The sequence below is a fragment of the Novosphingobium sp. PhB55 genome, from assembly GCF_004368805.1.
Lineage (GTDB): Bacteria > Pseudomonadota > Alphaproteobacteria > Sphingomonadales > Sphingomonadaceae > Novosphingobium.
In genome coordinates this window covers 84,784-102,426 of record NZ_SODQ01000001.1, presented here as the reverse complement: position 1 = coordinate 102,426, position 17,643 = coordinate 84,784, and the positions used below count along the sequence as shown (strand labels likewise).

Sequence of the window (17,643 nt, the reverse complement as noted above, 5' to 3'; positions counted from 1 at the left end):
CTTGCGAACAATCCTGCCCCGCGTTCAACCTGATCCTACTTCACGGCGACCGCGCCGACCGCCTTGCCTTCCGGCATGACCTCCAGCTGCCACGAATTGTTCTTGCCGAGATAGCGGGCGGCAAGCGCCTGCATCTGCTGCGGCGTCGTGGCGGTATAATCGTAAAGGATCGTGCGAACGGTGCCGATGCGCGAGGGATCGTAAGTCGCACCTTCCAGTTGGCCCATGAAGAACGAGGTGCTGGAGGCGGCGCGCGTCACCTGCTGACGCATCGGCTCGGTCACAAGCGCCAGTTCCTGCGCCGTCGGCGGATTGTTGATGAGATCCTGCGCGATCTCGTCCGCGGTCTGGAAGAACACCTTGGTCGACTTGGGGTCGAGCTGCGCCATGGCGGTGATCGAACCGCCGGCCGCCATGTCCACGGGCCACTGCGAATAGACGTAGGGCGCATAGGCCACGCCCAGCTTCTCACGCACTGCATCGAGCAGGCGGTTGGTGAAGAGCTGCGTCAGGATTTCAAGCTGACGCGATTCGCGGATGCCCATAGAGCCGCCGCCGGTCGGCCATGAGATCACCGCCGCCGCCTGGTCGGGATCGCCATGGTGCTGCAGCACGATGGGTGTGTCCGAAGGCTTGGGCACGGTGACATCCGCCAGGTTGGCGGTGGAAGGCGCCGGCGTGCGCGGCTTGAGCGCGCCGAAGGTCTTCTCCAGCGCGGCGATGGTGGAAGCCTTGTCGAAATCGCCATAGATCTGGACTTCGACCGGGCCGCTGGCCAGCGCCTTGCTCCAGACTTTCTTGAACCCGGCCGCCGTGGTCTTCTCGATCGCTTCGGGCTTCGGCGTTGCAAAGCGCGGATCCTGGCCGCGCTGGTAGAATTCCAGGTCGCGGTTCAGCACGCCCTGCGGCGAGGTGGAGTAAGTGGCATACTGGATCTTCGCCGCGGCCTTGGCGCGGACCAGCGGCTGCGGATCCCAGCGCGGGAGATCGAGCTTGGCCGCGAAGAGGTAGAGCTGGTCCGCCAGGTCCTGCGGGCGCGTTTCCGCCTGGAACTGGAAGCTGGCGTCCTGCACTTCGAAGTCGAAGCCCATCTTGCGCCCGGTCGAAATGCGGTCGAGATCCTCCTGGCCGAGCGTGGCCAGGCCCGAGCCGACGAGCGCGAACTCGCCCAGCGCGATATAGGGCGCGTCCTTCGGGTCGATCGAACGCTTGCCGCCGCCGAACCGCACTTTCACGGTGACGCGGCCGGGCTCTTCCTGAACCGGCCAGAGCAGCGCCTTCACGCCATTGGCAAAAGTCAGCTGCTCGATATCGAGCAGTCCCGTCGAGGTCTGGGCGGTCGCCTTGTGAGGCGCGCCGATGGCGGGCAGCTTCTCGAAGGACACCGGCTTTTCATTGCCGGCGGTGCGGATCGAGGCATCGGGCTTGATGGGTTGGAGCAAGGCGGAGCGGAGCGACTGGTCGGTAGCGCCGCCTTCCTTCTGCGTGGTGAACAGCGCCCGCGTCACCGTTCCGTTGAACAGCTGCTGCGTGTGCTTGAGCACGTCCGCGGGCGTGAACAAGTGCTTCGATTCGCGGAAGATGCGCAGCACGTCGTTCGGCGCGGCCACCGTTTCGCGGATGTCGAGCGCATTGACCATGTCGTCGGCCAGCTTCGAGCCCGGCAGGATGCGCTGCTGCTCGACCGGAACCTGGAATGCGACATCCAGTTCGGCCACTTCGCGGTCGATCTCGGCCTGCGTGGGCGGCTTGGTCGTGGCATCCGCGATCACGGCGCGCACATCGCGCAAGGCCGCCTCCCAGTCATCGCCGAGCGGCGTCACCGACACGAAAGTGGCGTCGGCCGAGCGCGAGACGTCGTCCTGGTTCACCGAAGCCGAGAGGAAGCTGCCGCCGGCCCGTGCTTTCGATTCAAGACGGCGGTTGATTACGGCTTGGGCAATGGAATCGACCATAAGTCCCTGGTTATAGACGATATTGTCCGTAACCTGACGCCACGGGCGCAAGATGGCATACATCAGCGAAGGCGGCAGGTCAGGCTCGACCAGCACTTTCGTCTCGCCGACGGGATTGCTGCGATCGGCATCCTTGGGCGCGACCGGATCGCCGAAGCTGGGCGCCTGGCTCAGCTTGCCATTGGCCTTCCAGTCCGCGAACCACTTCTTCACGTAGCTTTCCAGCGTGGCCGGATCGGCATCTCCCGCGACGATCACCGCCACGTTGTCAGGGCGATACCAGCGCGAATAGAAGGCGCGCACCGAGGTAGGCGTTGCCGAAGTCAGCGATTCCACCGTACCGATCGGCTCGCGCACGGAGAGCGGCTGCCCGGCATAGAGCGTCTTCTGCATGGCATCCTGCACACGCTTGGCGGCGCCGCCCCGCTCGCGCATTTCGGCCAGCACGATGGGCAAGTCGGACTTGAGGTTGGAGGCCGACAGCGTCGGCGCCGTCACCATGCCGCTCATCAGCTTGAACGTCTCGTCCAGCGAAGTGGGCGTCGCGTTGGGCAGGTCGAGCTTGAACACGGTCTGCGTGGTCGAGGTCACGGCATTGGTATCACTACCGAAGGTCGCGCCCAGGCGCTGGAAGGCGGCAATGGCCGTGCCTTCCGGAATGTACTTGGACTGGCGGAACAGCATGTGCTCCAGCAAGTGCGCATAGCCGCGCTCCGAATCGGTTTCGTAGAGCGAACCGGCATCGACACGGATGCGGATCGAAACCTGCCCCGGCGGCACGCCGTTACGGCGCACGGCATACTTGAGACCGTTCGGCAGTTCACCGAAATGCCATTCGGGATCGCGCGGAATGTCGCTGCCGCGATAGAGCCACGGATTGCTGTCTCCGGGCAGCGTGTCTGCCGCCGGAGCCGGGGCGTTCGGCACTTGCGCCAGAACGGACTGAACCGGGAGGGGAGCCAGCAGGAGCAGGCAAGCGAGCGAGCGGGCGGCGCGCGAAGATTTCGTCATCGGGAGGGGTATAGGTTCCGGTTCGATTAAGGGCCAGTGAATAGCGCGGGTGATTAGGAAGCGCCGGTCGTCAGGGGATTCAAGCGTGTGAAGTCGCGGCTTAGAAAGAGGCAAATCGCAGCCTTGTTCCCGCGCCGCGCAAAGTCAATTGCGGCTTGTGGACTTGACCCTATCCGCGCAGCACCTAAATCGCGTGGATCATGTATATCGAAACCGAAGCCACGCCCAATCCCGCCACGCTCAAGTTCCTGCCCGGACGGCAGGTCATGGCGTCCGGCACCCGCGAATTCACTTCGCCCGAAGACGCGGAAGTCTCGCCGCTGGCGCAGGCGCTGTTCGACCTGGGCGACGTGACCGGCGTGTTCTTCGGCCAGGGCTTCGTTTCGGTGACCGCCGCGCCCGGCGCGGAGTGGTCCGACCTCAAGCCGCAGGTCGTCTCCATCCTGCTCGACCATTTCGTATCGGAAGCCCCACTGTTTTCCGGCGGCGATGCCAGCGGCTTCTCGGTCCCGGCCGAAGAGGACGCCGACTATGGTGACGATCCGGCCGATGCCGACATCGTCGAGCAGATCAAGGACCTGATCGAAACCCGCGTCCGCCCCGCCGTGGCCAACGACGGTGGCGACATCGTCTATCGCGGCTACCGCGACGGCGTGGTCTACCTCGCCATGCAGGGCGCCTGCTCGGGCTGCCCCTCCTCCAGTGCGACGCTCAAGCACGGCATCGAAAGCCTGCTGAAGCATTACGTCCCCGAAGTCACCGAAGTCCGCGCCGCCTGATCCCGGGAACGACTGACCAGACATGACGGAAGCGACAGATGCGCCTTTCGGCGGCCTGACACTGGTGATCGATAGCGCGACCGAGGCCTGCTCGGTCGCGCTTTTCGATGGCGACAGGCTGGTGGCGGGCGAGTTTCGCATGCTGGGCCGCGGCCACGCCGAAGCCCTCGTACCGATGATCGCCGCCCTTCCCGATCGTGGCCGCGCGCCGCGCATCGTGGCGGCACTCGGCCCCGGCAGCTTCACCGGCGTGCGCGTGGGCCTGGCTGCGGCGCGCGCGCTCGCCCTGGCCTGGGGCTCTGAGATAGCCGGCTATTCGACGCTCGCCATGGTTGCCGCGATCGCGCGCGACCAGGCGGGCAACGTCCCCGTGGGCGTGGCCATGACCGGCGGGCACGGGGAATGGTTCATCGAAGGCTTCGCGGGCGACGGCAACGTGGCCCGTCCGCTCGTGTCGCTCCGGCCCGAAGCTGCCGCAGCAAGCGCAATCGAAACCGTGATCGCCGGCACCCAGGCCGAAGCCCTCGTCACGGCGCGCGGAAGCGGCACGGCCCTGCCCGTCTGGCCCGATGCGCGCGCGTTCCCGCTGCTGCCGGCCACGGCGCTGACATCCGACACCCGCCCTCTGTACGGCCGCGCACCCGATGCGCGCCTGCCGGGCGGCCTTCCCGCTCCCGGAAACTGAGGCGCCGATGATCGACGATCTCGACAGGATCATGGCTGTCATGGCGCAGGCTTTCGAACCCGCCTGGGGTGAAGCCTGGAACCGGCGCCAGGTCGAAGATGCGCTGGCCTTCGGGAATTGCCACTATTTCCTCATTTCCGCACAAGGAACGCCTGTCGCGGAAGACGAAGCGGCGGCGGGTTTTTCGCTTTCGCGTACCGGCTACGAGGAAGAGGAACTGCTGCTTCTGGCCGTGAACCCCGAATATCGGCGTCTAGGACTTGGACGCTCCATATTGGACTCGCTTCGACTTGCCGCAGCGGCAAGAGGGGCTAAACGACTTTTACTTGAAATGAGAAAAGGAAACCCTGCGGAACTTCTCTATTCCGCTTTCGGTTTCTACCAGATCGGCGAACGCAGGGAGTACTACCGTACACCTGGCGGTGACAGAATCGACGCACTAACCTTTGCTTGCGACATTGGTTGCCCGCCTTCTGAATAAAGATGTCGATACCTAATGTTACAACTGTCACAATTAGGGACGACTTCTAATAGACCTTGAATTCCTGAACAAAATGGTTCAGAAGACAAGTGCAGGCCTTAAATGGCCGCCGATTCCAAAATGGTCGCAAAAAAGAGGTCGTAAAATAATGGAAACCATCCAGGCTGATGCCAACGAGACGTTGATCACGCTCACGTCGGACATCGTAGCTGCTCATGTCAGCAACAACAGTGTCGGCGTAGAGGATCTCCCCGCCCTCATCACCAATGTCTACGGCGCCCTCGCCGGACTTGGCGGTGCTCCCGTGGTCGAAGAAGAAAAGCCTGAACCCGCCGTTTCGGTGCGCGCTTCGGTCAAGCCCGACTACATCGTCTGCCTGGAAGACGGCAAGAAGCTCAAGATGCTGAAGCGTCACCTCATGACGCACTACAACATGACCCCGGAAGAGTATCGCGCGCGCTGGAACCTTCCCGCCGACTATCCGATGGTCGCCCCCAACTATGCCGAGAAGCGCCGCGAACTGGCGAAGAAGATCGGCCTGGGTCGCAAGCCCAACGCGCGTCGCGGCCGCAAGCCGAAGACCGTCGCCGCCTGATCGGCTGCGAACAGAACCGTCACGAGCTTCGTCGATTTTCGTAATCGACGTTCTCCGGTTGTGATTGAAGGCACGGCCGCCTATCTAGGTTGCCGTGCCTTTTCATTGATACAGGTCAAACGTGCATCAACCTATCGACCTCGAAGCCCTCTGCGCAGAACGCGGCCTTCGGATTACCGAACAACGCCGCATCATCGCCCGTGTGCTGTCTGAGAGTACCGACCACCCCGACGTCGAGAAGCTCCATGAACGCGCCACCGCGCTGGATCCGGGCATCTCGATCGCAACGGTCTATCGTACCGTACGCCTTTTCGAAGAAGCCGGCATCCTGGATCGCCATGACTTCGGCGATGGCCGCGCGCGCTACGAAGCCGCCCCCGAAGCGCATCACGACCACATGATCGACGTCGAATCCGGCCAGGTCATCGAATTCGTCGATCCCGAACTGGAATCGCTGCAGCGCCAGATTGCGGAAAAGCTCGGCTTCCGTCTCGTCGATCACCGCATGGAGCTTTTCGGCGTGCGGATCGGCCGCGAGGAAGGCGAAGCGCGCAAGTGAAGCCAGAGGCTTCGGCCAGGGCTTCCGAACCGATCAGGCGGATCGCGATCTGGGGCTGGCCCCTGATCGCGATCCGCCTTTTCGCTTTATTGGCGCTGCTGCTGGTCTGCGTTCCCGCCTACTATGCGGCATCACCCTTCACGGCGCGCAATCCGGTGCCGCCGTTTTTCCTGCGTCTGGTGGGCACCATCTCCGGCCTGCGCGTGACCGTTCGGGGCCGCCGGCCAGCACCCGGCAGCTTCTTTCTGGCGAACCATGTCAGCTGGCTGGACATCCCCGCGCTCTCCGGCGCCAGCGGGACAGCCTTCATAGCCCATGACGGCCTCGCCGATTTCGGCCCGCTGCGCTGGCTCTGCACACTCAACGATACTGTCTTCGTGGCGCGCAATCGCCGCAGCACCGTCGCTGCGCAAGTGGAGCAAATTCGCACGGCGCTGAAGGAAACCGGCGCGCTGACGATCTTTCCCGAAGGCACCACCTCCAACGGCACGGATCTGCTGCCGTTCAAATCGTCCTTGCTTTCCGCCATCGGCACGGAAGACGCGGGCCTGACCGTGCAGCCCGTCTGGCTCGATTACGGCAGCGAAGCGGAAGAAATCGCATGGGTGGGCGACGAACCCGGCCTCGACAACGCCCTGCGCATTCTCGCACGCCTGCGACCCGTCCGGGTGACGCTGCACTTCCTCCAACCCCTGGAGGGCGAGGAACGCCGGGATCGCAAGGCCATGGCGCGCAGCGCAGAGGCCGCGATCGAAACCGCCAGAAACGAGTTGGGCCAGGCCAGGCGCTGACCCTTCGGAGCGGAGCTACGGCTCCTGCCGCATCAACCCCGGTCCCCATGATTGCGAGGGCGCCGGAGCGCCCTCGTCACACCCTTAACGCGTGGCGTTGTAGGCGAGCTGCGCCTCGTCGAGCTGGAAGCCCACGAGGACTTCGAAGCTCGACCGGGCAACGGCGGCCTTCACGGCCGGATCCGAAAGCGGATCGACAGCGGCATCGGCGTCGCCGGCCTTGCGCTTGCGGGTGATCTTCTCGCGAATGTCGGCCGGCAGCGTGGCGGCGGCGCGATCGATATAGGCCGAGCCGTTGGCGTGGAACTGCGCGCGATCCTGGCCGTCTGCGAAGTTCAACGTGACATGGCCGACGCGCTTGGAAACGACGGCGGTGCCGCCCTGAAGCACCGAGACGAAGAACGGCAGCGTCACCTGGCGCGCGCCCTGTTTGTCGTTGCGGCGCGCAAGAACGTCGAACTCCACTTTCGCGAAGACCTTGTCGGTGCCCTGGTCGTTGCAGCTCGTCCGCACATTGGTCATCGCCGCTTCGAGGTCGATATTGTTGGCGGTGCGATCGTTCGCCGCGCGGAACAGCGTCATGTCGCCGGTATAGTCGGGAATACCCACGGCCGGACAGGCCGAACGCACGGCAGTGATGCCAACCCCCGAATCGACCACGATCTCTCCCTTCTTGGCGCAGCCGCTCAGCGCGGTCACCGCGGCGGCGGAGCAGAGAACAGTGGCAGTCAGGCGGCGTGCATTCATCGTGAGGTTCCTCGAAGACGTCGGCTTGCCCTAGCGGCGCAAGCGGCAAAGCGCTAGAGGCCCATTCATGAACGCGCCCTTTCCGTCTCCCAACCCGTCCCGCGCCGGCAAGCCCCTGCGCCTTCTGATCGCGGCCCCGCGCGGCTTCTGCGCCGGCGTCGATCGCGCCATCGAGATCGTGGAGCGCGCGCTCGATATCTACGGCGCCCCGGTCTACGTGCGGCACGAGATCGTGCACAACAAGTTCGTGGTCGACAGTCTCAAGGCCAAGGGCGCGGTCTTCGTGGAAAGCGTGGACCAGGTGCCGGACGGCGTACCCGTGATCTTCTCCGCCCACGGCGTGCCCAAGTCGGTGCCGGCCAAGGCCACGGCGCGTGGTCTCGAATGGCTGGACGCCACATGTCCGCTGGTCAGCAAAGTGCACCGCCAGGCGGAGCGCCAGATCGCGGACGGGCGCCATATCCTCTTCATCGGCCATGCCGGACATCCCGAGGTGATCGGCACCTTCGGGCAGGTCCCGGAAGGCAACATGACCCTGATCGAGACGGTGGGCGACGTGGCGACAGTGGACGTGCCCGAAGGCAGCGAACTCGCCTATCTTTCGCAGACCACGCTGTCGGTGGACGATACCGCGGCGATCATCGCCGCGATCGAGGCGCGCTTCCCGCAAGTCGTGGCGCCGAAGCAGGAAGACATCTGCTACGCCACGTCCAACCGCCAGGGCGCCGTCAAGCAGATCGCCCCGGACTGCGATCTGGTGCTGGTGATCGGCTCACCCAAGAGCTCCAACTCGATGCGCCTGGTCGAAGTGGCCGAGCGCGCCGGTTCGCGCGGCGTAATGATCCAGCGGGCGACCGACATCGAGCCGGAATGGCTGCAGGACATCGACACCCTCGGCCTGACCGCCGGTGCCTCGGCCCCCGAGGAGCTGGTGAACGAGGTGGTCGCGCGCATCAAGGAACTGCGCGAAGTCGAATCCGAAGAGCGTGTGACCGCCGAGGAAACCATCACGTTCAAGCTGCCGCGCCAGCTCGCCCGCTGAAGGAATCCAGTTCGTCATGGCAGTTTATACCCGACTCGGCGCGGAAGAGATGTCCGCGATCATCGAGACGTTCGGCGTCGGTACGCTCATTTCGGCCAAGGGCATCGCGGAAGGCGTGTCCAACAGCAACTGGCTGATCGAGACCCGGCAGGGCGAAGACGCGCGCCGCTTCATCCTCACTGTCTACGAAAGCCGGACGGATGTGGCCGATCTCCCCTTCTTCCTCGACCTGCTCGACCATCTGGCCGCGCGCGACTGCCCGGTGCCGCGCACCATGCATGACCGCGACGGGGCGAGCCACCGCTTCATTGGCGAAGGCGAAAACCGCAAGGCGCTGGCGCTGATCGAGTTCCTGCCCGGGGTTTCGGTTTCCGAACCCACGGCGGCGCAAGTCCGCGCGGTCGGTTCGGCCCTGGCGCAGATCCACCTTGCCGCCGCCGACTTCGGACATGGCCGCGTCAATGCGCTGGACCTGCCCGCCTGGCAGCAACTGCTGGGCGACTGCGGCCGCGAAGGGCTGGAATCGATCGACCCCGCGCTCGGCGCCCTGGTCGAACGCGAACTGGCCGAGCTGGCCGGAAAATGGCCGTCGGACCTGCCCAGCGGCGTGATCCATGCCGATCTGTTCACGGACAACGTGCTGATGCTGGGCAGCCAGGTCACCGGCCTGATCGATTTCTACTTCGCCTGCACCGACATCCTGGCCTACGACGTCGCCGTCACCCATTCGGCCTGGTGCTTCAGCAACGACGGCACGCAGTTCGATGCCGAACTCTCGCGCGCGCTGATCGAGGGTTACGAAGCCGTGCGACCGCTTTCCGAGGCCGAGCGCACCGCCCTGCCGCTGCTGGCGCGCGGCGCGGCCATCCGCTTCCTGGCGACCCGCGCTTATGACTGGCTGAACACGCCGGATGACGCGCTCGTCACGCCCAAGGACCCGATGGCCTTTGCCCGGCGCCTCGAATTCTATGCCGATCCGGCCAATTCTGGCATCTTCGGCGCATGAAAAAGGTTCAGATCTTCACCGACGGCGCCTGCAAGGGCAATCCGGGGCCGGGCGGCTGGGGCGTGCTTCTGCGCATGGGCGTCCACGAGAAGGAGATGTCGGGCGGCGAGCCGGACACCACGAACAACCGCATGGAGATGACGGCCGTGATCAAGGGCCTCAACGCCCTTACCGAGCCTTGCGAGATCACGCTCCAGACCGACAGCAAGTACGTGATCGACGGGATCACCAAGTGGGTTCACGGCTGGAAGAAGAAGGGCTGGATCAATGCCAGCAAGCAGCCGGTGCGCAATGCCGATCTCTGGCATGACCTGATCGAGGCGGTTGCACGTCACAAGGTCCACTGGGAATGGGTGCGCGGCCATTCCGGCCATGCCGAGAACGAGCGCGTGGACAAGCTGGCCAGCGACGCGGCGGTGGCGGCAGGCAAATAGGGAGGCGCGACCTGCCTGCTTCCGAACCGCCCCGGTTTCCGCCGCTCCCCGTCCTTCGCGAACGCCTTCGCGAGGAAGCCCGTGCCCTGGTGACGCCCGGCCCGCGCATGGCCGACGAATGGGCCTGCGTCGCCTCGGTCATGCTGGCGATCCTGATCGCTCACCTGATCGGCGCGCAGATGGTCGCCTGGGCAGCCTTCACCGCCTTCGTCCTGCTCAAGAGCGAGACCGCCGAGACTTTGCTGCGCGGGGTGCTTCGCATCGTCGGCACGGCCATCGGCTCGCTGCTGGCCCTGGCGATCGTGCCTTATGCCGCTCACGCCCTTCCGCTCGCCATGGCCAGCGCGGCGCTGGTGGGTGCCGTGGGCCTCTACGGCATGATCACGGCGCGGCGCGCTTATGCCTGGCTGCTGTTCGGCCTGACCTTCGAGATGATCCTGCTCGACAAGCTGGAGCATCCCGACCTCGACACCATACATTTCGCGCAGACCCGCCTGCTGGAAGTGATCGCCGGCACCCTGGCCTGCGTGATCGTCAGCCTATCGGCGGCGACCCTGGCGGGAAGGAAGTGGCTCGCGGGACGCAAGCCCGCGCCGGACCGGATGAAATGGCACCCTCACGCCGCACGCCACGCGGCGCAGGCGGGTATCGCCATCGCCGTGCTGCCGGTGCTGCACGCGGTGTTCCAGTTGCCGCAGATGGCGCAGGCCGCCGTCACCGTCATGGCCGTGATGATCGTGCCGGTCAGCGGCATCGGCGCGAGCGGCTTCGTGCCCGTGACGCGCCGCCTGTTCCAGCGCACGCTCGGCTGCCTTGCGGGCGGCGGCCTGTCGCTGGCGATCCTGCTGGTCGCGCAGGGCAATACCGCGGTGCTCGTGGCGGGCACCTGCCTGGGTATCGTCATCGGGCGCCATATCGAAAACGGCCTGCCGAACGTGACTTATCTCGGGCTCCAGTTCACGCTCGCCGTGCTGGTGGTGTTGGTGCCGGACTCTTATGCCGACGCGCAGATCATGCCCGCCGTGCACCGCCTCGTCAGCATCTTCGTGGGCATGGCCGTGCTCGAACCGGTGCTGCTGGCATGGCACTTCGTCGCGCCCGGCCGCAAGGCATCGGCACGGGTCGGCGATGCGGAAAACAACGAGTGATGCCCGCCGGAACGAAGCCTGCGGCGGGCGCCCTGGCCTAGCGCCCGAACCGATCCGGCGCGAAGGGGGCGGGATCCACTTCGCCCCACGCCCGGCCCAGCAGGAGCCCGGCGCCCAGTTCCGCCGCGGCCGGGGCGGTCTGGATGCCGAAGCCGCCCTGCCCCGCAAACCAGAAGAAGGCCGGATCTGCCGGATCGAAACCGTAGACCGGCAGCCGGTCCGGGGCGAAGGAGCGCAGCCCGGCCCAGCGGTGCTCGACGCGGCGAACCGGGCGATCGACCACTTGCTCGAACCTGTCCACCGCGAGCGCCACGTCGATTTCCTCCGCCGCCGCATCGCAGGGCGCGCTGGGCGTCTCGTCATGCGGGCTCAACCAGAGGCGGCCGTTTTCGGGCTTGAAATAGAACTGGCCGGCCACGTCGAGGACCAGTGGCAGCGTGTCCGGCGCGGCCGGCTCGATCGCCACCTGGGCAATGGTGCGCCGATAAGGCGCGATGCCGAGCGGCCGGGCGCCCGCCCGGCTTGCCACCGTGTCCGCCCAGGCGCCCGCAGCGTTGACCAGCACGTCGCAGCCGAGGCGGCGGCCATCGGCAAGGGTGAGTGACCAGCCTTGCGGCCCCCGTTCGGCGGCAGCGAGCCCGGCACGGCTCCACAAGGCGACGCCCGCCTTGCGCGCCTCGACCAGGTAGTGCTGGTGGAGCGCGGCGACGTCTATGTCGCAAGTGCTCGGCTCCAGCACGCCGCACGTCCACTCGGGACGGAGATCGGGGATGCGCGCGGCGATTTCGGGAGCTTCCAGAATGGAAACGTCGATGCCGACGGCACTGTAAGTCTCGGCGAAAGCGGCAATGTCGCGCTCCTGCCCGGTTCGGCCGATGGTCAGCGCGCCCCGCGGAGTCAGCACGCCCAGTCGCTGCAGTTCCGGTCCCGATGCCGTCGTCAGCGGCTTGACGCGCGGGCCGCCATAACTCTCGGTCCAGAACGCGGCCGAACGGCCGGTGGCGTGATAGCCGGGGCGCTCCTCGGCCTCGATCACCAGAACCCGCGCATGGTCCGCCAGTCTGGCGGCCAGCGAGGCACCGGCCATGCCGGCGCCCACTATGACGATATCGAACCTCGCATCCATAAGGGTTTCAGCCCCTAACGCGCGCAGTCCGGTTCAGGAAGTCCCGTATGGCCGCGAGTGCCCGATCGCGTGCCGGATCGGCTTCGCGCAGGATTTCGTGGCGCGCCTCGTGGCCGAAAGCCAGGAGTTCCGCCCGCGGCAGACGGCGGAAAGCACGCCGGATCGCCGGCCAGGAGACCAGCCCGTCATACCGGGTGGCCAACAGCAGCACCGGCAGGTCCACCGCTTCCAGCACGCCCCGCGCCTCAAGCAGGCGAATCGAGGCGAGCGCCCGCTCGATCCAGCCCCAGCTTGCCGGTCCCATGGCGATGCCGGGCCGGCGCTGGCGCCACCAGTCCTCATCGGAATAGCGCCCCTTGTCATGCGTGAGCAGATGCGAGCGGGCCTGCGGCAGGAGTTCCGGTTTCTCGCTGTGCTTCCAGGCGGGGCGCCGCGAATCGCCAAGCCCTGCGATCCCCCGCGCCACCGTGTGAAGCAGCCCGGCAGGCAGCCAGGCGGGGTGAATGCCCAGCATCGGCGCCGAGAGCACCAGGCTATCGGGCCGGACTTTGCCTTGCGCCACGGCGCGAAGGGCAAGATGCCCGCCCATCGAATGACCGATCAGCACATGCGGCCCCGGCTTGTCCGCCGCCCAGCCGCGCCAGAAAGCGGCGAGATCCTCGATCCACACATCGAAGTCGGGGACATGGCCGGTCGCGGCGTCGAAGCCGAAGCGCCCGCTCAGCGCCTGGCCGCGCCAGTCGATCGAGCTGACGGCCCAGCCTTCCAGATGCCACTGCTCAAGCGTCTCCAGCCACTTTTCATAGCTGTCACCGCGTCCCGGCAGGAACAGGATTGATCCGCGCGCCTGCGGCAGGCCCGCAGCATGTGCGGGCCAGTCGATCCGGCGCAGCGGCTCCGGTCCGCTCGGCCCGGTCCAGAAGCTTTCGACGACGCCCTCGGGTATCGCCCGCCGCGCCTTCGCCGCCAGCCGCGCGATCTCGGCGGGGGACGGCATGCCTTCACCGGGCACAGGCTCGCTCTCGGTTGCCTGAATGGTCACGATTTTGCAGTCATGGGGCTAAGCTCGGCCTCGATACTGTGGTTACTGTTTGGTAAGCGATGTCCGATAGATCGTGCCCCGGGCCAAGGGGGAACTCACGAATGCCGGGCGGAGCCTTTTCGTATGCATTGCTGCTGGCATTGGCAATCGCCCTGCTTGTCGCAGCCTTCACCGATCTCAAGCGCCGGGAGATCGACAATACGCTCAATCTCGCGATCGCCTTGGCCGCGCCGTTCTGGTGGTGGTCGATCGGTCTGGGCTGGGCCGACATGGCCTGGCAGCTTGGCCTGGCCCTGATCACTTTTGTCGTCGCATGCCTGCTGTTTGCACTGCGCCAGATGGGCGGCGGCGACGTCAAGCTGCTGACCGCGCTGGCGCTGTGGTTTGCGCCTGCCGGTTTCGGCCAGGTCATCGTCCTCATGGCCATGATCGGCGGCGGAGCCTCGATCGCCATGGCCGCCTTCAACATGGAACGGCGGCCCGGCGAGGCGGTGCGCGACGCGCTCGGCTGGATCGTCGCCCTGGGCTGGGTCTTCGCTGCGAGCGCGGTGGTTTTTGCGCTGGCCATGCACCGCCCGGTGATCTCGCCCGACCAGCTCGGCGCCGTGCACGCTGCCATTCCCCAGGCATGGCTGCTGGCACTTATCGCGCTGGCCGTGGTCGCGCTGTTCCTGTTCGGCTTCCGCCACATCATGCGCCGCCAGAAGTCGCGCCTGCCCATTCCCTACGGCGTGGCCATCTCGGCGGCGGCGCTCTGGGTGATGGGCGAGCAGGTGCTTTCCAGCACGCTCGTTCGATGAACTCGATTTTAACCATTTTACGCGATTCTACTGACACTTGCCCAGTCACGAACGCAGTGACTTCGGGCGCAGGGGTTTCGCACAGGGCGTTTCTGACGCCGCATTTCGGCCTTCGGGGCGGCGCCTGCCGCTCCAGGGCTTTCAGGGGGTCGCTTAGACATGGATAGGAAGAAGCTGGTGCTGCTGGTTGCCGCGCTGCTGATAGCAGTGGTGACGGCAATGGGCGCCCGCTCGATGTTCGCCGGTTCGGCAGCGCCCCAGGCGCAGGCCGTGGCGACTGCCCAGCCGACCGGACCCAAGGTCCTCGTCGCCCAGCGCGCCCTGCCCGTGGGCACGATCATCACCGCCGACGCCGTCTCCTATCAGGACTGGCCGAAGGAGCTGGTGAAGGATGCCTACTTCATCGACGGTCAGGCCGACATGCAGAAGCTGCTCGGCACCGTGGTCCGCTTCCAGATCACCGCCGGACAGCCGGTAACCCAGGGCGCCCTCGTCGCGCCGGGGGACCGCGGCTTCCTGGCCGCCGCCCTCGGGCCGGGCATGCGCGCGGTGACCATTCCCGTCTCCGCCAAGACCGGCGTCGGCGGCTTCGTCTTCCCCGGCGACCACGTTGACCTCGTGCTCACCCAGCAGGTCACCGGCAACGACGGCGGTCAGGCCCTGCGCGCATCGGAAACGATCCTGCGCAACTTGCGCGTGCTCGCCACCGACCAGGCCACGGACAACGAAGTGGTGGACGGCAAGACGGTGGTCCACGCCTTCAGCACGGTCACGCTCGAAGTGACGCCGCGCATTGCCGAAAAGGTGGCCGTGGCGCAGGAAATCGGCACGCTCAGCCTCTCGCTGCGCGCCATCGCCGACAACCAGGACGAATTCGAGCGCATCCTCGCCAGCGGCGACGTCAAGGTGCCGGAAGGCGCCACCCGCGAACAGGAGGAGCAGCTCATGCGCAATGCCATGAACCGCCCCATCGAAGGCACCTCCACTTATATGACCGGCGGTGACGTCTCGCGCTTCCAGCGCTCCAGCCGCCCGGCCACCGGCCCCGAAGTGGCGGCCCGCACCGTTCCAGTCGTCGGTGCACCCCAGACCGCTTCCGCAGCGCCCGTTCGTACCGGCCCCGTCGTGCGCGTCACGCGCGGCAAGGACACGACCGAAGAACCCGTCGGCAGCCACTGATGATCCGCCCGCAGAACGCATTCTCCGCAAAGCGCATCCATCCGACGAAGGGTCTCACGATGCAACCGCGCCTTCTCAAGTCCCTGCTGATCGCGGCCTGCGCGCTGGCGCCGCTCGCGGCCGCCGCGCCCGCCTGCGCGCAGTCGATCGTCCATCCCGCGCAGGACCTCTCGCTGTCGATCGGCAACGGCCAGCTCATCAACGTGCCCGGCGCCATGGCCGACGTCTTCGTTGCCAATGACGCGGTGGCCGACGTGCAGGTCAAGTCCGCGCGCCAGCTCTACGTCTTCGGCAAGGCCGGCGGCACCACCACGGTCTATGCCAGCAACGCGGCAGGCGCCGTGATCTGGTCTGCCACCATCCGCGTCGGTTCGAACCTCGACAGCGTGGACGCCATGCTGCGCCTGGCCATGCCGGAAGCTAAGATCGGCGTTTCGACGATGGGTTCCAGCACTTTCCTGCTGACCGGCACCGTCAAGACCCCGGAAGACGCCGCGGAAGCAGAGCGCCTCGTCCAGGCCTATGTCGGCAAGGATGCCAATGTCATCAGCCGCCTGCGCATGGCGACCCCGCTGCAGGTCAACCTCCAGGTCCGCATCGCGGAAGTGAGCCGCTCGCTGGTCAAATCTCTGGCCGTGAACATGGCCACCATCGACGGCACCGGCGGCTTCAAGTTCGGCATCGGGCAGGGAACCGTCAACGAATTCCATCCCGGCCGCGCCATGGGTGTCGGCGGAGACGTATCCATCACCTTGCCCGATGGGACGACGGTTCCCGGCAGCAGCGTCACCACCAACACGGCCGGCAGCACGCTGGCTGCGGCAGGCAAGCTGTTCGGCGTAAACATCCTCGGTTCGCTCGACGCCGGCGAGACCATCGGCCTCGTCACCACCCTCGCCCAGCCGAACCTGACCGCGCTGTCGGGCGAAACGGCTGAATTCCTGGCGGGCGGCGAATATCCGATCCCCATCAGCCAGGCGCTCGGCACCACGTCGATCGAATACAAGAAATACGGCGTCAGCCTCAGCTATTCGCCGGTCGTCCTCGCCAATGGCCGCATCTCGATGCGCGTCCGCCCGGAAGTCTCCGAGCTGTCGAGCCAGGGCGCCGTCAATTTCAACGGCTACGAGGTTCCCGCCCTCACCGTGCGGCGTACCGAGACCACCGTGGAACTCGGCTCCGGCCAGAGCTTCATGATCGCCGGCCTGCTGAGCAACAATTCCACCAATACCATCCAGAAGCTGCCGGGCGCCGGCGACCTGCCGATCCTGGGCTCGCTGTTCCGCTCCACCAGCTACAAGCGCGGCGAGACCGAACTGGTGATCGTGGTGACGCCCTACCTCGTCAATCCGGTCGACGCCTCCCAAATCGCGCTGCCGACCGACGGCTTCAACGCCCCGAACGACTTGCAGCGCCTGCTCGGCAACATGGAAAACGACGGCACCAGCGGCAAGAAGCGCTCGGAAGCCGTGAGCGGCGCCGCTGCCGCCCCGGGAGCGAGCGATGCCTCCACCGCGCCCGCCACGTCCGGCAAGCGCTCGGCCGCCGATACCGCCGTTCGCCCCGGCTTCAGCCTGAACTGAGAAAGATGATCCCGATGTCCAACCAGATCGCGCGTCGTTCCGGCCTCGGCCGTCTCGCTGCCGGCTCGCTCGTCCTCTCGTTCGGCCTCCTCCTTGCCGGTTGCGGCGGCATGCCCACCAACCGTTCCATGAACAGCGTGCATCAGCCCGTGATCGAGCGCGTCAACTACACGCTGGACGTGCGCACCGACGGCTCGGGTCTCGGATCCGGGGAGCAGGGACGGCTGGCCGGCTGGTTCGAGGCCATGGGCCTCAAATACGGCGACCGCATCTTCGTGGACGATCCTTCGGGCAATCCCGCCGTCCGCAGCGCCGTGGAAGCTGTGGCCGGACGCTATGGCCTGATCCTCACCGAAGGCGCGCCGGTCACTGACGGCTATGTCGATGCCGGCAATGCGCGGATCGTCGTCGCCCGCACCAAGGCTTCGGTGCCGGGTTGCCCGGACTGGTCCGCCCATAACGACTTCAATCCCAACAACGGCCTCACCAGCAACTACGGCTGCGCCACCAATGCCAATATCGCGGCCATGGTCGCCAACCCCGAAGACCTGGTGCACGGCGCCCAGTCGACCGGCGAAACCACCGTCATGAGCGCGTCCAAGGCGATCGAGGCTTATCGCAGCGCCACACCCACGGGCGGCAACACCGTCGCCGCCACCTCCAGCAAGGCGAACTGAGCC

At 66.2% G+C, this 17,643-nt stretch carries 18 protein-coding genes; 14 read left to right on the top strand and 4 right to left on the bottom strand.

From position 1 onward, the window contains the following. Window positions 1–35: 35 nt before the first annotated feature. Window positions 36–2,966: a M16 family metallopeptidase gene (locus EDF57_RS00505; protein ID WP_132262295.1), complete on the bottom strand. Its 2,931-nt coding sequence runs from the start codon at window positions 2,964–2,966 to the stop codon at window positions 36–38. Window positions 2,967–3,166: 200 nt separating this feature from the next. On the opposite strand from EDF57_RS00505, the gene EDF57_RS00500 reads away from it, so the two are divergent. The 6 genes from EDF57_RS00500 (at window position 3,167) to EDF57_RS00475 (ending at window position 6,856) form a co-directional block, all read left to right on the top strand. Continuing rightward, complete coding sequence (locus EDF57_RS00500; RefSeq protein WP_132262293.1) at window positions 3,167–3,745, top strand: NifU family protein; 579 nt, start codon at window positions 3,167–3,169, stop codon at window positions 3,743–3,745. 22 nt (window positions 3,746–3,767) lie between these two features. Further along, window positions 3,768–4,430 (top strand): tRNA (adenosine(37)-N6)-threonylcarbamoyltransferase complex dimerization subunit type 1 TsaB, encoded by a 663-nt coding sequence (gene tsaB / locus EDF57_RS00495; RefSeq protein WP_134092733.1) that lies wholly within the window; start codon window positions 3,768–3,770, stop codon window positions 4,428–4,430. A 7-nt stretch (window positions 4,431–4,437) separates the two neighbouring features. After that, window positions 4,438–4,911 (top strand): GNAT family N-acetyltransferase, encoded by a 474-nt coding sequence (locus EDF57_RS00490; RefSeq protein WP_132262290.1) that lies wholly within the window; start codon window positions 4,438–4,440, stop codon window positions 4,909–4,911. Window positions 4,912–5,059: 148 nt separating this feature from the next. Then, complete coding sequence (locus EDF57_RS00485) at window positions 5,060–5,506, top strand: MucR family transcriptional regulator (protein WP_132262288.1); 447 nt, start codon at window positions 5,060–5,062, stop codon at window positions 5,504–5,506. Window positions 5,507–5,627: 121 nt separating this feature from the next. Further along, window positions 5,628–6,065 carry a Fur family transcriptional regulator gene (locus EDF57_RS00480; protein ID WP_132262286.1) on the top strand — a complete coding sequence of 146 codons (438 nt, stop codon included), beginning with the start codon at window positions 5,628–5,630 and terminating at the stop codon, window positions 6,063–6,065. Beyond that, complete coding sequence (locus EDF57_RS00475; protein ID WP_134092732.1) at window positions 6,062–6,856, top strand: lysophospholipid acyltransferase family protein; 795 nt, start codon at window positions 6,062–6,064, stop codon at window positions 6,854–6,856. Before EDF57_RS00480 ends, EDF57_RS00475 begins: the two co-directional genes overlap by 4 nt. Before the next feature lie 84 nt (window positions 6,857–6,940). Here the strand turns inward: EDF57_RS00475 and EDF57_RS00470 are convergent, their stop codons facing one another. Beyond that, window positions 6,941–7,603 carry a hypothetical protein gene (locus EDF57_RS00470; RefSeq protein WP_132262283.1) on the bottom strand — a complete coding sequence of 221 codons (663 nt, stop codon included), beginning with the start codon at window positions 7,601–7,603 and terminating at the stop codon, window positions 6,941–6,943. Window positions 7,604–7,670: 67 nt separating this feature from the next. Here EDF57_RS00470 and ispH point away from each other — a divergent pair, with 67 nt between their 5' ends. The 4 genes from ispH (at window position 7,671) to EDF57_RS00450 (ending at window position 11,233) form a co-directional block, all read left to right on the top strand. Then, window positions 7,671–8,645: a 4-hydroxy-3-methylbut-2-enyl diphosphate reductase gene (gene ispH, locus EDF57_RS00465; protein WP_134092731.1), complete on the top strand. Its 975-nt coding sequence runs from the start codon at window positions 7,671–7,673 to the stop codon at window positions 8,643–8,645. Between the two features lie 16 nt (window positions 8,646–8,661). Next, complete coding sequence (gene thrB, locus EDF57_RS00460; RefSeq protein WP_134092730.1) at window positions 8,662–9,651, top strand: homoserine kinase; 990 nt, start codon at window positions 8,662–8,664, stop codon at window positions 9,649–9,651. After that, window positions 9,648–10,085, top strand: a complete 438-nt coding sequence (gene rnhA, locus EDF57_RS00455; RefSeq protein ID WP_134092729.1) for a ribonuclease HI — start codon at window positions 9,648–9,650, stop codon at window positions 10,083–10,085. The genes thrB and rnhA overlap by 4 nt, the downstream gene beginning before the upstream one ends. An 89-nt stretch (window positions 10,086–10,174) precedes the next feature. After that, window positions 10,175–11,233, top strand: a complete 1,059-nt coding sequence (locus EDF57_RS00450; protein ID WP_243840810.1) for an FUSC family protein — start codon at window positions 10,175–10,177, stop codon at window positions 11,231–11,233. A gap of 37 nt (window positions 11,234–11,270) precedes the next feature. Here the strand turns inward: EDF57_RS00450 and EDF57_RS00445 are convergent, their stop codons facing one another. Together EDF57_RS00445 and EDF57_RS00440 are read right to left on the bottom strand one after the other, a co-directional pair. Beyond that, entirely contained in the window at window positions 11,271–12,359 is a 1,089-nt protein-coding gene (locus tag EDF57_RS00445) for an FAD-binding oxidoreductase (protein ID WP_134092728.1), read from the bottom strand. A gap of 7 nt (window positions 12,360–12,366) precedes the next feature. Beyond that, window positions 12,367–13,356 carry an alpha/beta hydrolase gene (locus tag EDF57_RS00440; protein WP_134093231.1) on the bottom strand — a complete coding sequence of 330 codons (990 nt, stop codon included), beginning with the start codon at window positions 13,354–13,356 and terminating at the stop codon, window positions 12,367–12,369. 185 nt (window positions 13,357–13,541) lie between these two features. Here EDF57_RS00440 and EDF57_RS00435 point away from each other — a divergent pair, with 185 nt between their 5' ends. From EDF57_RS00435 to EDF57_RS00420, 4 genes are all read left to right on the top strand, one after another. After that, window positions 13,542–14,201, top strand: a complete 660-nt coding sequence (locus tag EDF57_RS00435) for a prepilin peptidase (protein ID WP_243840809.1) — start codon at window positions 13,542–13,544, stop codon at window positions 14,199–14,201. 159 nt (window positions 14,202–14,360) lie between these two features. Further along, window positions 14,361–15,380, top strand: a complete 1,020-nt coding sequence (cpaB, locus tag EDF57_RS00430; RefSeq protein WP_134092726.1) for a Flp pilus assembly protein CpaB — start codon at window positions 14,361–14,363, stop codon at window positions 15,378–15,380. 59 nt (window positions 15,381–15,439) lie between these two features. Beyond that, the gene (locus EDF57_RS00425) at window positions 15,440–16,963 is read left to right on the top strand and encodes a type II and III secretion system protein family protein (RefSeq protein ID WP_134092725.1); all 1,524 of its coding nucleotides are present in this window, start codon (window positions 15,440–15,442) and stop codon (window positions 16,961–16,963) included. 14 nt (window positions 16,964–16,977) lie between these two features. Continuing rightward, window positions 16,978–17,640 (top strand): CpaD family pilus assembly protein, encoded by a 663-nt coding sequence (locus EDF57_RS00420; RefSeq protein ID WP_208324766.1) that lies wholly within the window; start codon window positions 16,978–16,980, stop codon window positions 17,638–17,640. Window positions 17,641–17,643 lie beyond the last annotated feature (3 nt).